Origin of the sequence: Pseudoalteromonas sp. 78C3, from assembly GCF_002836695.1 — a bacterium.
In the GTDB taxonomy this organism is placed as follows: domain Bacteria; phylum Pseudomonadota; class Gammaproteobacteria; order Enterobacterales; family Alteromonadaceae; genus Pseudoalteromonas; species Pseudoalteromonas arctica.
Genome location: NZ_PJAV01000142.1, coordinates 47,105 through 60,985 on the forward strand (window position 1 = coordinate 47,105; position 13,881 = coordinate 60,985).

14 protein-coding genes are annotated in these 13,881 nt (G+C 39.1%); 5 read left to right on the top strand and 9 right to left on the bottom strand.

Annotated elements, in window-relative coordinates; all coding sequences use genetic code 11:
- Positions 1 to 44 precede the first annotated feature (44 nt).
- Positions 45 to 977: a ChaN family lipoprotein gene (locus CXF76_RS09790; protein ID WP_024591577.1), complete on the bottom strand. Its 933-nt coding sequence runs from the start codon at positions 975 to 977 to the stop codon at positions 45 to 47.
- Positions 978 to 1,702: 725 nt separating this feature from the next.
- Between CXF76_RS09790 and CXF76_RS09800 the strand changes: the two genes are divergently transcribed.
- Positions 1,703 to 2,083 carry a hypothetical protein gene (locus CXF76_RS09800; protein ID WP_101163553.1) on the top strand — a complete coding sequence of 127 codons (381 nt, stop codon included), beginning with the start codon at positions 1,703 to 1,705 and terminating at the stop codon, positions 2,081 to 2,083.
- Positions 2,084 to 2,309: 226 nt separating this feature from the next.
- Here the strand turns inward: CXF76_RS09800 and CXF76_RS09805 are convergent, their stop codons facing one another.
- Complete coding sequence (locus tag CXF76_RS09805) at positions 2,310 to 2,810, bottom strand: lactoylglutathione lyase family protein (RefSeq protein ID WP_007583656.1); 501 nt, start codon at positions 2,808 to 2,810, stop codon at positions 2,310 to 2,312.
- Between the two features lie 114 nt (positions 2,811 to 2,924).
- Here CXF76_RS09805 and CXF76_RS09810 point away from each other — a divergent pair, with 114 nt between their 5' ends.
- Positions 2,925 to 3,800 (top strand): LysR family transcriptional regulator, encoded by an 876-nt coding sequence (locus tag CXF76_RS09810; protein WP_101163554.1) that lies wholly within the window; start codon positions 2,925 to 2,927, stop codon positions 3,798 to 3,800.
- A gap of 61 nt (positions 3,801 to 3,861) precedes the next feature.
- Here the strand turns inward: CXF76_RS09810 and CXF76_RS09815 are convergent, their stop codons facing one another.
- Both CXF76_RS09815 and CXF76_RS09820 read right to left on the bottom strand, forming a co-directional pair.
- Positions 3,862 to 4,539 carry a haloacid dehalogenase type II gene (locus tag CXF76_RS09815; RefSeq protein WP_002959247.1) on the bottom strand — a complete coding sequence of 226 codons (678 nt, stop codon included), beginning with the start codon at positions 4,537 to 4,539 and terminating at the stop codon, positions 3,862 to 3,864.
- A gap of 80 nt (positions 4,540 to 4,619) precedes the next feature.
- A complete protein-coding gene (locus CXF76_RS09820) occupies positions 4,620 to 5,396 on the bottom strand; it encodes a DODA-type extradiol aromatic ring-opening family dioxygenase (RefSeq protein WP_101163555.1) in 777 nt (258 codons plus the stop codon).
- 106 nt (positions 5,397 to 5,502) lie between these two features.
- On the opposite strand from CXF76_RS09820, the gene CXF76_RS09825 reads away from it, so the two are divergent.
- Positions 5,503 to 6,405, top strand: coding sequence for a LysR family transcriptional regulator (locus CXF76_RS09825; RefSeq protein ID WP_024592724.1), 903 nt, complete (start codon positions 5,503 to 5,505; stop codon positions 6,403 to 6,405).
- Positions 6,406 to 6,441: 36 nt separating this feature from the next.
- On the opposite strand, the gene CXF76_RS09830 is transcribed toward CXF76_RS09825, so the two are convergent.
- Entirely contained in the window at positions 6,442 to 7,323 is an 882-nt protein-coding gene (locus CXF76_RS09830) for a LysR family transcriptional regulator (protein ID WP_007583664.1), read from the bottom strand.
- Positions 7,324 to 7,413: 90 nt separating this feature from the next.
- Between CXF76_RS09830 and CXF76_RS09835 the strand changes: the two genes are divergently transcribed.
- On the top strand, positions 7,414 to 7,842 hold the full coding sequence (locus CXF76_RS09835; RefSeq protein WP_101163556.1) for a PACE efflux transporter: 429 nt from the start codon (positions 7,414 to 7,416) through the stop codon (positions 7,840 to 7,842).
- 469 nt (positions 7,843 to 8,311) lie between these two features.
- Here the strand turns inward: CXF76_RS09835 and CXF76_RS09845 are convergent, their stop codons facing one another.
- Together CXF76_RS09845 and CXF76_RS09850 are read right to left on the bottom strand one after the other, a co-directional pair.
- Positions 8,312 to 9,478: an aldo/keto reductase gene (locus CXF76_RS09845; protein ID WP_101163557.1), complete on the bottom strand. Its 1,167-nt coding sequence runs from the start codon at positions 9,476 to 9,478 to the stop codon at positions 8,312 to 8,314.
- A gap of 351 nt (positions 9,479 to 9,829) precedes the next feature.
- The gene (locus CXF76_RS09850) at positions 9,830 to 11,068 is read right to left on the bottom strand and encodes an NADH:flavin oxidoreductase/NADH oxidase family protein (protein ID WP_101163558.1); all 1,239 of its coding nucleotides are present in this window, start codon (positions 11,066 to 11,068) and stop codon (positions 9,830 to 9,832) included.
- A 100-nt stretch (positions 11,069 to 11,168) separates the two neighbouring features.
- Here CXF76_RS09850 and CXF76_RS09855 point away from each other — a divergent pair, with 100 nt between their 5' ends.
- Positions 11,169 to 11,576 carry a MerR family transcriptional regulator gene (locus tag CXF76_RS09855; protein WP_101163560.1) on the top strand — a complete coding sequence of 136 codons (408 nt, stop codon included), beginning with the start codon at positions 11,169 to 11,171 and terminating at the stop codon, positions 11,574 to 11,576.
- 399 nt (positions 11,577 to 11,975) lie between these two features.
- Here the strand turns inward: CXF76_RS09855 and CXF76_RS09860 are convergent, their stop codons facing one another.
- A complete protein-coding gene (locus CXF76_RS09860; protein WP_007583678.1) occupies positions 11,976 to 12,167 on the bottom strand; it encodes a DUF3185 family protein in 192 nt (63 codons plus the stop codon).
- 61 nt (positions 12,168 to 12,228) lie between these two features.
- Complete coding sequence (rmuC, locus tag CXF76_RS09865; protein WP_101163559.1) at positions 12,229 to 13,695, bottom strand: DNA recombination protein RmuC; 1,467 nt, start codon at positions 13,693 to 13,695, stop codon at positions 12,229 to 12,231.
- Positions 13,696 to 13,881: the final 186 nt, after the last annotated feature.

Consider the following 13,881-nt stretch of genomic DNA (forward strand, 5'->3'; position numbering starts at 1 on the left):
TAACCTGAGCCCTGGTTAAGAGATTCACTAACTATGTCGTTATTTTATAAGCAAGCTGTTTGCTCGCCTCGTTTGGCTAACGCTTTAAAAGCGGCTTGCTGATGTTCTTTTTGTACATAACGGGGTGGCAAAGGGTTAACTTGCAACTGATATCCTGTTTGGTTAGCTTGCACACTTGTAACCGGCGATATCCACACAACATTTAGCTCTGGCGCTAAACGCTTAATAACGCGCGCTATACCTTCGCCATTTTTCACATGAAAATCGCCCGCTATATGCATTACCTGCGCATCTTTATGATTATTTAAATAGTTAACGATAGACTCCCCCATGGTTTCATCCCAGGTAACTTGCGCAGCATAATAGTTTTCGTTTTGAGTTGGTGTGCCATGGTGCATTGATTGCACAAAACGTTGTTTATAATCACTGGGGGACGTATCAATAGCGGCTGCAATATAGCTCTGATGTGTTTCATCAAGTTTATTTACATAACTTATGCCTTGCCTGCCAATACAGGTGACTATATTTTTAGGGGCATTTGCAGCTATTACATCGCTATTGTTCGTTTTTGCCAGCTCTACCAGCGCACGGTAATCACTTTTGTAATTTGGCCACGCTTGGGTGTTATCAATTAAGTATTGCTCACCAATTTCACCTTTAACATACTGGTTTAAAATAGGCTGAACCGCGCGGCTAAATTGTTCAAGCGAAAGGGCAGTGCGTTTATTACTTTTGCTTAATTGCTCAAATAACTCAGCCTGAAATAAATGCACACCCGGGTGCGTATGCCATTCACCTACTAAAACCACATCGGCATTTAATAGCTTGGGCTCTAATAATACAGAGCTAACAGGCTTTGCTTGTGCATTATAAAGCGCAGTGTAATAAAGCGATGAGCTTTTATCAGGCGGCACAGTTGTTGTGCTACAACCACTCAAACCCGTAACTAACGCCAGAGTTAACATAGACTTTTTCATACACACCTTCAAAATCCTTTAATGCAAATAATTATCAATATCATATACTTGTAATACCTATTAAGCCAGCCAAACTGCTGCTTACTAACATAATCAAGGAAATGAGCGAAACGCGCATTTATATGCCTTAACTTTGCTTGTAAATATTAAATAGCTTTTGATAGCAATGCCTTAGGTAATTTGTTAAAACTGTATAAAGTAGAAACATGAGGGTGACATCGGCAGAAGTATGCTCGATTCGCGGCCTATAAAATTGTTAGATGTTAAATGGAGTTCTATGAAGCATCCACTTTTTAGTGAAAACATGGAAGATGGTTTTAGCCTATTCTTACTAAAATGTTCAGAATCAAGAAGCTGTCTCTTATTTGGTACCTCAGCTCTTTTGTTATTTATATTTGCAAGTCAAAACACCAGTTTTATGAGTTTCCTTAATGAACACTGGTTTGGTAACATTCTTAAGATTTCATGTGTAATTGGAGCTTTATTAAGTTGGTTTTCAGCACAAGCACATTCATATAAAAATGGACACTTTAAACTAGTAGCTTCCATATTCTTACTTTGGCCCATTAGCTATATATACTTGTTTTATATACAGTTAACTAAAAAACCTAACGTAAATATCAAATGAAAAAATTATAGCTGGCTGTTTTTTGTTCCTAAAACCATTTTGGTCAACTATATTTTTCCGCTTATGTAAGCGCTAGGCACTGGAGAAGGTTTAATAGATGGAACCAAATTATTCAGAATATTCTGTTACCGAATTGCAAGAAGCTATTACGTCTATTGATAGGGCTTTGTACCCTGAACGCTTTGAGCTATTAAAAGCCGAACTATTAAATAGAGACGAGGAAGAGCATAATGCTTCTCAATTAGTAAGTCTTTCATCAAAGGACTTACTTATTAAGCTCAGCAATGCATTTTTTGTAATTCCGTTGATGATCTATGTAGGAGTAGATGCACTTAATAGCGGTGAAATACTCCTTAAAGGAGCAGCTATATCAAAAAATGAAAACTTTATATTATTTACATTAAGCGTAATGTTTTGTTTTTTAATCTCAGCGGTACTGACATGTAGCCTGTTTGTGGATAAGAGCAAAAGTTCCTGACAAATACATTATGTCGTTCATAAATTCACTAGGACACAGTTCGATTGGTAGTGTTTTTCTGGAGGTTGATAATATTTTCAACTCAGGGCAAAACATGCTGCACAAGCTAAGCAAAAACAAGTTATAGAGAATAAGAAGACGGTGAAGTGTATTTAAAAACTCTATAACTGAAACAAAAAGGCCGCAGTAATAAATACTGCGGTCTTTGTTTTTAGCTAAGTGCTATTTAGTAAGCGCCTGCGCTGTAAATAAGCTCGTAGCTGTGGCTGTAAATCTCAAGGATGTTACCAAACGGGTCTTCCATGTAGATCATGCGGTACGGCTTTTCACCCGGGTAGTAATAACGAGGGGCTTGCATACGTTTTTTACCGCCAGCTTCTACAATACGCTCAGCTAAACCTTCTACATCAGGGTCTTGAACACAAAAATGGAAGATGCCTGTTTTCCAATATTCAAAATTGTCTTTTGGGTTTTCTTGGTTTTTAAATTCGAAAATTTCGACACCAATACGATCCCCTGTAGATAGGTGCGCAATTTTAAATTTTTCCCACTTTTCGCCAAATACTTCTGTGCACATTTCGCCAATTGGACTTTTGTCTTCGGTAATTAAAGTGGGTTCCATTATGGTGTACCAACCCATAACCTTAGTGTAAAACTCAACTGCTTTTTCAACGTCGGGAACCGAAATACCAATGTGCGAAAAACTACGTGGATATGTATGACTCATAATGCTTCCTCTTTAACTTGTGACTTATCTTGTGACTAGTTGATGGAGTTAGTTTACGAATCGACCACCATTAAGTAAAATTATCATTAATCATCATTTTGAGTACGTTTTGTAATGATAAATCCAACATGGTTAAATACGTTTTGTACTTTGGTTGAGGTAAATCATTTTACCCAAACAGCTGAGCGCCTTTATATGACCCAATCTGGTGTAAGTCAGCACATTAAAAAGCTAGAGCAACAAGTTAACTGCGCTTTGCTTGAGCGCCATGGTAAGCAGTTTTCTCTTACTCCTCAGGGCCAAAACTTATATCAGCAGGGCAGCCTGCTTCTTAAAGATTGGCAGTTTTTAGAACAACAATTAAAAGATGATTCGCCGTACAGCGGAGCGGTAAAGATTCAATCTCCGGGCAGTTGTGGTTTAAAGTTTTATAATCAATTATTAGCACTGCAATCTGAGCATAAAGAGCTGATTATTGATTACCGCTTTGCGCCCAATGTAAGTGTTGAACAAGCTGTAGCAAACCACAGTGCCGACATCGGGTTTTTAACTCAAGCTCCAACATTTAGCGAACTAACCAGCCATAAAATAAGCCAAGAGCCACTACTACTTGTAACGCCTGCAGGTATAAACATGCCTGATTGGCAAACCCTGTGTGAGCTAGGGTTTATTGCTCATCCCGATGCAAGCCATCATGCGCAGCTACTACTAAGCGAAAACTACAGTGAGTTTGAGCATATTGACCAAATAAGACGTACGGGATTTTCTAACCAAATTAGTTTAATACTAGAACCAGTAAGCTTAGGACTGGGTTTTACGGTATTACCTGCTCATGCTGTTGGCGCATTCAATAAGCCCGCGCTTATTAAAACGCATCATTTAGAATGTCCGGTTAGTGAATCTATTTATGTGTGCCATCATCGAAATAGGCCGTTGGCAAAACGTATGAATACAGTGATTGAGCTAATAAAGGCGGGAGTAAATAGTTAAAACGTAAACCCCCTTTACACCCACGGCACTTAATACCATAGGCAAAAGGGGGGACAGAAAATTAGTTAACGCTTTCTAATTTTGCTTTTAAATCGAGTAAATCGGTTGCAATAGTATTTGGCTGTATTTCCCACGGATCGAAAATAGATTCTTTAGATCGTTGAATCCACGCCGCGCGCATGCCGTGCGATATGGCACCGGTTACATCAAACGGGTTACTTGATACAAGCCACGTGTTTGCGCCTGTTGAATTGGTTTCGCGTAAAAAGTGGCTATAAACCCCTGGGTTTGGTTTAAAGGTTTTAACGTCGTCGGCACTTACTACCCCTTCAAAAAGTTCACTAATGCCAGCGGTTTCTAATAAGGTATGAACTGCGTCGGCAGCTCCGTTTGAAAATGCAAACAAACGGTAATCCTTCGCTTTTAATTGCTCAAGGCCTGCTTTTACATCATCGAACGCAGGAAGCGTTTTATAAAGCTCTAGCAGTTGCCCCTTTTGATCTTCACTTAGCTCGGTTTTGTGCGCTAAGCAGGCGTAATCGAGTGCGTGTTTTGTACATAGCGAAAAGGGAATATAATTTTGCATTAATCCACGTCTAAATGAATACTCTAATTGCTTTTCGCGCCATGTATTTGAAAATGCTTGGGCGTTATCGCCAATCATGTCGTCGAGTAAGGACAGTACGCCGTGAGTGTTTATTAGCGTACCGTATACGTCAAATGCAAGTGTAGTTGCCATGTTTGCTCCGCAATAAAATAAATTAAGTTGGTTTTAGAGTACTTGCTTACAGCTTAACTTAATTTGAACGAACGCTCAAATTAATAAAACTTATAAGCATCGAGTGCTAAAATATCCATTTCTATACCTTCATGTATTTTTTTGGCTTTACCGTCACTATTTCCAAGCGCTGCAAAAAGAGGTAAAAAGTGCTCCTGGGTAGGGTGATTAAATAAAGCATAGGGTGCTTCATTTAAATAGTTAAGTAACGCTTGGGTGTTTTGCGCTATTAATTTTTGCTCAACCCAATGAGTAAACTCATTAACCATTTGAACACGATTAGGTGTAGCAGGGCTTTTAAATATTTCACGTAGATTGTGACTAATACCGCCGGAGCCAATAATTAATACGTTATCGCTGCGCAGTGGTGCAAGTAACTGTCCGTATTTATACATCGCCTGAGCGCCTAAACGCGTGTTAATAGACACCTGAACAATGGGAATATTAGCTGTTGGGTACATTAAGCGCAGCGGGATCCACACACCATGATCCCACCCTTGATCTGCACTTTGCACCGTTTTAATACCCGCTTTGTAAAAGTACTCACTAATAGTATTAGCAAGCTTAGGGTCTCCTGGTGCTGGGTATTGAATTTCATACAGGGGCTTGGGGAAGTTATAAAAGTCGTGAATAGTATGCGGCGCATCTCCGGATGTAATAACTATATCGTGCGCTTCATCAAAGTGGGCAGAAAACACCACAATAGCACGAGGCTTACTAAGCGTTTGACCTAATGATGCAAGAAAATCTGACGTAGCCGATTGCTGAACAGCCATCATTGGCGAGCCGTGAGATATAAATAAAGCAGGCTGAGTCATACTAAAACCTTAAACAAGTAGATGCGTTATAAACACTATATAAGTTTCTATTTTGACGATAAATATGATACTTATTTATACATTATCAACAAAGCATTGTTAAAAAATGGATAAGCTCACCACCATGAAGACCTTTTTAGCCGTTGTGCAAGAAGGATCGTTTTCAAAAGCGGCCGATAAACTCGATATTTCGCCGCAGTTAGTCAGCAAATATATTTCTGCATTGGAAGATAATCTACGCACGCGTTTATTACATCGTACAACGCGAAAAGTAAGTGTTACAGAGGCTGGAAATCAGTATTATCAGCGTTGTCAGCAGGTGGTTATTGATATTGAAGACATGGAAAACTCACTAAACAACTTAAGCGAAAATGTATCGGGTGTGCTTAGTATTAGTGCGCCTATGTCGTTTGGTACTAAGCATTTAGCAGGTTTGTTGGTTGATTTTCAAAAGCAGTATCCAAATTTAAAGTTAGATTTACGGCTCACAGACCAATATGTAGATATAGTAGAGCAGGGTATTGATATTGCTCTGCGCATTGGCGTATTAAAAAACTCAACGCTCATAGCTAAAAAAATTGCCCCTATACGTTTAGCTGTATTTGCGTCACCCGACTATTTAAAACGCCATGGCACGCCACAAACACTGCTAGATTTACAATCACATAATTATTTACGCTATTCCCACAGTGAGCCCACAAAGCGATTATTTGGGGTTAATGAGTTAAAAAGCGAGCTAAAGCTTGAAAGTAACTTTGTGGCTAACAATGGTGACTTACTACTAAATACAGCCATTGCTGGAGGTGGTATTGCTATGCAGCCCACATTTATTGCTGGCGAAGCGCTGGCTCAAGGTAAAGTAGTGCGCATTTTAAATGACTACGAACCCGACCCAATGGGACTGTATATGGTGTACGCTAACAGACAGTTTTTACCCAGTAAAGTACGTGCATTTGTTGATTTTACTAGTGGATATTATGGCGATACACCTTACTGGGATTTAGCGTAATAAAAAGTAAACCGCCTAACAGGCATTATATAAAAGCTAAATTTTTAAAAAATTCCGTAGTAAATTTCTTAGTACTTTAAACACCTCTTGATTACTGTGTTGCTGATGCTGTAATACATCAACATTAGCCAACCAACCCATTTCTTCAAACTCAAGAGGAAGTTTAACCAGCTCACCACTTTGTACTGCATCTACAGCTACATGGTTTGGTAATAAGCACCACCCGTTACCTTGTATTGCTAGCTCGAGTAATACAAAGTAATTATCGGCATACCAAATCTCTGGGCTAATTTTTAGCTGAAAGCTACTTGTTTGCGTATTGCGAGAACGAAGAAGAAGTTGTCGATGTAGCCGAAGGCCATCCATATTTTCACATCTGATCCCCGCTAAAGGGTGCGATTTAGCAACATATAAATCAAATTTTACCGATCCAATACATTCATAGTCTAAGTAGCTCGGTATATTTAATTCACTAAAAATAATACCCGTTATAGGCTTTTCGCTGTTTAGCATGTCAATTATGTCATGGCTGGATGCACTTAAAAACTCAAGCGATACGTAAGGATACTTACTTTGCAGCTTGCTAATAATACTCGCGATAGTTTTAAACGGGATCCCTTCGTCAAGTGCGATAGTGATTTCGGTTGGTGTTTTTTCATTTAGTGCTAATGCAGAGTTTGTTAATCGCTGGTGTTGATTAAGCACGGCTTTAGCCTGGGGGAGTAACTGTTTACCGGCTTCGGTTAATTGTGGATAGCGCCCTGTGCGCTCAAATAATGTCGCATTACAGTCTATTTCTAAATTAATAATATGCTGGCTTATTACCGACTGCGCTTTACTTAAACCGCGCGCAGCAGCTGAAAACGATCCAGCTTCAACGGTAGCCACAAATGCTTGAAGCTGTTCAATACTAAACATATCGCTTTTCCCGATACTAAGTAACTAACACATATCTTTATAATGAATGAAAATACAGCCATCGTCATCAACTTAAGAAGTTATTTATATATGAACACAGCAGAACGTATTTTTCAGGCGCTAATATTTGAGATGATAGCATTATCTTTTGTTATACCTGCATCAGTTTATTTTGGTGGGTTTGCAACAGGAAAAATGGCAATAGTAGGTGTTGGTTTATCAATCTTCGCCATGCTTTGGAATTACATTTACAACATAGTGTTTGATACAATAGCTGGGCATAACCGAATCGAGCGAGGTTTAGTAACCCGCATTACGCATGCATGTGGCTTTGAGCTGGGTATGTTAGTAATAACGCTGCCAATACTTGCTTGGTATTTAAATATTACATGGCTAGCCGCTACAGCATTAGAAGCTGGATTTTTAGTGTTTATACTTATATACACGTATATTTTTAATGTGTTGTACGATAAGTACCAACCTTACAAAAAATGGGTTAATAAATCGCAATGTGCTTGATATTTTTAAGTTTATAAAAGCAAAGTTGTGGGGTATTGAGATCGTTTTGGCAAAAGCGCAATGGCAATAAATAACGGTAAATGTGGTTTTTAATTAAACCAATTAGCACTGCTCAATTGACTAAGTAGTGCTAATTTACTATTTGCCGGCTAACTGTAATGGGGGTTTACAGTAGCTTTTTGCTTTATATATTTAGCTCTTTTAATATGTTCCACACGCTCTCACCACTAGGATGAAGTGCAGCATGATACCGATATGCGTAATATGTAATAGGCACGTAATATGTAATAGGCACGTAATAATGCTTTTGACTACCTAATAACTAAGTTTAAAAACTTCGTTTTTAAACGCCAGCAAGCTGCGCTTATACAAATGCCCAACAATCAATGTACTTACTACTAAGCGTTGCTTGAAAATCAACCTCATTAGCTATAACGAGGTGTGCCAAGCAAATGGCACACCTATTTTGTTATGCAGGTATGGGGGCGTTTTCTGCAATAAGCTGTTTAGATTTCAATTCACTCCAAAATTCGCTTGGTATGGTAACTTTCATCGAGGCTACATTAGCTTTAATTTGATCTGCCGTGCGTGCGCCAGGAATAATTGAGGATACCGTTGAAGGCGCCTCTGCGAATTGCAGTGCAGCTGTTTTAATATCAATCCCATGTTTAGATGCAATGTCGTTTATTGCATTAAACTTTTGCTGCATAGGCCCAGGAATTTTAGGTGAATAATTAAAGCGGTTACGACCGGCTAAAAAACCACCATTAAGCGGAGCACCAATGACTGCTGAAACACCTCGTTTATCAAGCATAGGAAAGGTTTTATCAAGTGCCTGCTTATGATCTAAAATTGAATATTGCAGCGCTAGTAAGCAAATATCAGGATCTGACATATCAAGCGCTTTATAAATAGCATGAGGTGTATTTACTCCAAAACCCCAGCCTTTAATTATTCCTTCATCACGCATTTTAGTTAACTCAGGAATAGCCCCTTTTGCTGCCTGATCAAAATACTTAAGCCAGTCATCTCCCATATCACTATTTTGCGGTGATAAATCGTGAATATAAACAATATCAAGCGAGGCGACACCAATACGATGCAACGTGTCTTCTATTGAACGGCGCGTACCTGATGCAGAGTAATCATATTTATAATGAAAAGGTGAGTGATCAGCCCAATGCCAGCTATTTTCTAGAGGCTCTGCTGAAGGGGTAAGAAGGCGACCTACTTTTGAGGATAAAACATAATCTTCACGCTTTTTGTTTCGAAGTAAATCACCGAAGCGCCTTTCACTTAAGCTTAAGCCGTAAAAAGGTGACGTATCAAAATGACGAATACCAGAATCCCATGCTGCATTTAGCATTGTTAAAATTTCTGCATCGCTTGATATAGTATTAAAGCCATTCCCAGCGGCAAGACCGCCTAAGCCCATTCTTGATTCAGGCCGGTAATGCTTAGCGTTAGTAACATCGTTTGTGGGCAGAGCAGCGCTTTTATCTATTGATCCTTTAGTTTGCATAACACTGCCGTTAGACATTTTTACTTTTAATTGTTCAGCCAAAGCTGAAGCACTAAAAATAGAGCCTAAACTTAAAGCAGCGCCTGCTTTAATAAAATTTCTGCGAGATACCATGTAACTATTCTCCTTGAGTAAGGTTAAATATCTACGCTATAAACTAGTATAAATACCAACCAAACTCAAGCGGGAGAAAAACAATAAATATCAATACTTTCAATAAGATGACTAAATTAACAAACGCTGAACGCGCACTTTAATTAACATTTTAGAATGATTATTTTCTTTACTCGTACAGTACTTTAACATGCACAAAATAGTGCACTATAATAGCTTGATAAAAAAGCAAACTTCCAAATTGGTGCACGCCTTAATACTCATTTACACAACATAAAAATGGTTACATTTATTCAAGTGTAAAAATTAGTAAACAAAACCGAAATACATAAAAAGAGTGAATACCAAAGCTTAGTTAATCTCTCTAGCAAAGCGATTGCGGTAACGCTTAGTTAATTTAACCGAACGTAGCTGGTCGCTAATTAAAGTAAATATTGGTGAAGCGTTCGTTTTTACAGGTTTGCCTTGGCCTAAACGGCGTATTTGCCTTTTTACCAGTGCCATAGTGGCAAGCCCTGCAAGGGTTTTATCTTGCCAAGTAACACTGGGTAATACGGCTAGTTGCAGTGGCTCATTTTGCCATTTGTTTGGTAAATTTGGTTGGTATGCAAGCGCAGTGGCAATACCCACGAGGGCCACTCCACTTTCAATCACGTTGTTGGCAATAGATAAGCGACTAATGCCGCCGGTGGTCATTATTGGGATTGATGAGCGGTGGCTAATCGCTTTTGCAAACTCTAAAAAGTATGCTTCGCGGGCAAGTGTGCGTTCGTCACCTGTTTTACCTTGCATGGCAGGGGCTTCGTAACTACCACCCGAAAGCTCTACAAAATCAACATTGAGTTCATTCAATAAATCCACTACAACTTGCGCGTCACTGGGTTCGAACCCACCACGTTGAAAATCTGCAGAGTTTAACTTTACTGAAACCGAAAGGGTGGGGGAGCAAGCTGCTTTAATACTGCGGGTTATTTCGAGAAGTAAACGGGCTCTATTTTGTAAACTTCCCCCCCATTTATCGTCGCGCTTATTGGTAAGTGGCGATAAAAACTGGGCAAGTAAATAGCCATGCGCTGCATGTATTTGTACGCCATTAAAACCGGCTTTTTCGGCTTGTAGTGCAGTTTGTGTAAAGCGGGTAATAACATCGTCAATGTCGGTTTGAGTCATTGCCTTTGGTACGCCAAATAAGTGCGAGTGCTTACCCATATTAAGTGCAACACTTGACGCTGATAGAGCCTTTCCACCCATTTTTTTAAATACTTGCCTACCAGGGTGATTAATTTGCATCACCACTTTGCAATTATTTTGCTTTGATAAACGAGCAAGCTCTGCAAAGGCAGTAATATCGGTACTTTGCTCAAGCACTAGGCCACCTGGGCCTGTCATCGCTAAATGATCAACCATTACATTGCCAGTAATAATTAGCCCTGTACCGCCTTTAGCCCATGCGCTATAAACATTTTTAAGTGCTTGGGAGGGCGTTTGGTCCTCTTGTGCTAGGTTTTCTTCCATAGCGGCTTTGGCAATACGATTTTTTAATACTAAACCACTTGGCAAGGTAAAGGAGGTAAACACAGGGTTGCGCATAATTATTGGCTAATTAAATTGACATTAAAACAACTATAACCTTAAAGTTAGCTTGAAGGTCAACCTACTAAGTTTATGTAAAGTGGAGTTATTATTAGTTATGAAAATAGGCGAACTTGCAAAACTTACCAACATACCTGCCAGCACTATTCGTTTTTACGAAAGCAAAGGGTTATTAACACCAACCACTCGCAGTGCTAATGGTTATAGGCTGTACACCCAACAAAACTTGGAAAAACTGCAATTAATTAAATTTTCACAAAGCTTGGGTTTTTCACTCAACGAAATACCTTTATTACGTAACGAAAACGGCGAGCTAAACCACACAATAATAATCGAGCGTTTAGAAAAAAAACAAAAAGAAGCTGACATTTTGATTGAGCAAATGCAGAAAAAGTCACAGCGTATTGGCAGTTTAACTGCGTTACTAAACTCTTATTGGGATAAAGGCGAATGCCTACCAGAAAGTAAATTGAATGAATTACTAGAAGTGATGGATTACAAATAAACTAATACAGCTTATTCAGGGCCTGTTTATCTTTTGAGGTTAAATTTGCAGCAGACTGTTTGGTATTTAGGCAAGGCAGAGTCTATGTAGTGTGGTTATTCCCCATAAACAGACGATAACGTAGTATAAATGCCAAACATGCGCTGCCCTAAGGGTTCTGCCTAGGGGCAATTTACTCTTTGTTGCCTACATGGATGTAGGTAAGGGGCGAGAGCAGGACGCGGAAGCTTTGCTCGGTTTTTACTTATTATTACATGGATGTAAGCCATTAGAATAACGCAGGAGCAGTTATCGAGCCCACTAAATTACAAACCTCGCGCCGCGATTAAATAACCCCTAGATTGAACAAATTTCATCCTGAAAGGTCAACAAGCCCCAGTAAGCTGTATTTTATTTATGTTACTTAAGCTTTTTAATGCCAATTAACACACAGATGGCACCGCCAATAATACCCGCCCATGCTTCTATTGGTGTATCACCACTAAATGCACGGCTTAGCTGCGAAGCCGCCGCATCATACACGTCATATCCCCACATAATTAAAGCGATACCTATAACGATTAAAACAATACCTATAATCTTATTATTCATAAACACCTCTGGTTTCTAACGTACATTATTTAACATACTTAATTGAAAACACTTAATAAATCTAATCAAGCTCTAGCTGCGCACGTTCAACGATCTCACTAGGTAACTCTTTTTGTACCGATACACCAAGCTCTTTAAACTCTGATGCTTGTTTAATTAAATTACCTTTACCGCGGTATAATTGCGAGAACGCTTTGTCGTAACTTTCTTTCGCTTTATCAAGCTGCTTACCTACGCCTTCCATACTTAATAAAAAACCATTGAGCTTGTTATAAAAACGCTCAGCCCGATTTGCCAGCTCTTTTGAGTATTTGGTTTGCTCTTCAAAACGCCAAAGCTGTTTAACAATATTTAAACTAGTAAGCAGGGTAGTAGGTGTAGCTACCAGTATATTTTTTTCGATTGCTTGTTGGTAAATATCACTTTGATATTTAAGTGCTTCTACAAAAGCTGATTCTATTGGTACAAACATAACCACAACTTCAGGCGAATTAAGCCCTGGTAAACGGTCGTACGATTTACTCGCAAGCTCATTAATACGTGCTGTAACGGCGCTTACATGCTCTTTAATTGCTTGATTAGCATCTAGCTCATTTTCAGCGTTCACATAGCGTGTATAAGCATTTAATGATGTTTTAGCATCAATGACTAAGTGGCGACCTTGTGGTAAGTAAACAACTACATCAGGGCGCAAGCGGCCATCTTCAGTGTTAAACGACACTTCGCGCTTATAATCAACGCCAGCACGTAAGCCAGCGCTATCTAAGACGTTTTCGAGCATGAGTTCGCCCCAATTACCTTGGGTTTTCTTTTGCCCTTGTAACGCGTTGCTGAGCTTGTCGGCTTGATCTGTTATAGCTTGGCTTTTAGCTTGCAAATGCAATAGCTCGGTTTTAAGCGCGGTTCGTTGTTTTATGTCTTCAACATGTATTGATTCCATTTTTTCTCTAAAGCCTTTTAGCTCTCCTTGAACCGGTTTTAATAATTGTTCAATGCTTTCTTGATTTAAGGTTTTAAAGCTTTGTGATTTTTCTTCTAGAATCTTATTGGCTAGGTTTTCAAATTCTTTTTTGAGCATATTTTTACTTTGCTCAATTTGCGCGAGTTGCTCGGTAAAGCTTTGTTGTTTTTGCTCGAGGGTGGTGCGCATATTATTATATTCAACATCGCGTTGATTATATTGCTCACGAAGCGCTGCAAGCTCGCCTTCGGCTTTACGCCAAAAGTGATTGTATTGAATGCTTTGTTTTTCTTGTTCGCTAAAACGCGTTTTAAAATGCTGGGCTTCATCGCGCTGTTCTTGGTGAGTATGTTCTAGCAGTTCGTGATCTTCTTGCAAGGCGCTATATTGCAGCTCTTTATTATCAAATTGATTTTGTAATAGGGAAAGCTGTTGCTGCTGTTCGCTTATTTGTAGATGTAGCTTTTTGCGAAGCTGTGTTGATACAACGCCGTAAAATACAACGCCTAACGCAACACCAGCACCGGCGCTTAGCCAATCAATATTAGTGAGTACTTGAGTGAGCATAAAATAAACTTATAAAATTTAGAGACATGCCATCATAACCAATAACAAGCAATAGAAGTAGGGGAGCAAAGAAATTACAGACATAAAAAAACCAGCTCAAAATAAGCTGGTCAAATATTACTAAATTAAGTAATCAAAGGGAAAATCAACATGTGCCCGAGTAAGCTGCAACTTAAATACATAATC

Excerpts from the sequence above, each read along its gene's own strand:
- CXF76_RS09790 (WP_024591577.1), bottom strand. The coding sequence starts at position 977 with ATGAAAAAGTCTATGTTAACTCTGGCGTTAGTTACGGGTTTGAGTGGT.
- CXF76_RS09800 (WP_101163553.1), top strand. The coding sequence starts at position 1,703 with ATGGAACCAAATTATTCAGAATATTCTGTTACCGAATTGCAAGAAGCT.
- CXF76_RS09805 (WP_007583656.1), bottom strand. The coding sequence starts at position 2,810 with ATGAGTCATACATATCCACGTAGTTTTTCGCACATTGGTATTTCGGTT.
- CXF76_RS09810 (WP_101163554.1), top strand. The coding sequence starts at position 2,925 with ATGATAAATCCAACATGGTTAAATACGTTTTGTACTTTGGTTGAGGTA.
- CXF76_RS09815 (WP_002959247.1), bottom strand. The coding sequence starts at position 4,539 with ATGGCAACTACACTTGCATTTGACGTATACGGTACGCTAATAAACACT.
- CXF76_RS09820 (WP_101163555.1), bottom strand. The coding sequence starts at position 5,396 with ATGACTCAGCCTGCTTTATTTATATCTCACGGCTCGCCAATGATGGCT.
- CXF76_RS09825 (WP_024592724.1), top strand. The coding sequence starts at position 5,503 with ATGGATAAGCTCACCACCATGAAGACCTTTTTAGCCGTTGTGCAAGAA.
- CXF76_RS09830 (WP_007583664.1), bottom strand. The coding sequence starts at position 7,323 with ATGTTTAGTATTGAACAGCTTCAAGCATTTGTGGCTACCGTTGAAGCT.
- CXF76_RS09835 (WP_101163556.1), top strand. The coding sequence starts at position 7,414 with ATGAACACAGCAGAACGTATTTTTCAGGCGCTAATATTTGAGATGATA.
- CXF76_RS09845 (WP_101163557.1), bottom strand. The coding sequence starts at position 9,478 with ATGGTATCTCGCAGAAATTTTATTAAAGCAGGCGCTGCTTTAAGTTTA.
- CXF76_RS09850 (WP_101163558.1), bottom strand. The coding sequence starts at position 11,068 with ATGCGCAACCCTGTGTTTACCTCCTTTACCTTGCCAAGTGGTTTAGTA.
- CXF76_RS09855 (WP_101163560.1), top strand. The coding sequence starts at position 11,169 with ATGAAAATAGGCGAACTTGCAAAACTTACCAACATACCTGCCAGCACT.
- CXF76_RS09860 (WP_007583678.1), bottom strand. The coding sequence starts at position 12,167 with ATGAATAATAAGATTATAGGTATTGTTTTAATCGTTATAGGTATCGCT.
- rmuC (WP_101163559.1), bottom strand. The coding sequence starts at position 13,695 with ATGCTCACTCAAGTACTCACTAATATTGATTGGCTAAGCGCCGGTGCT.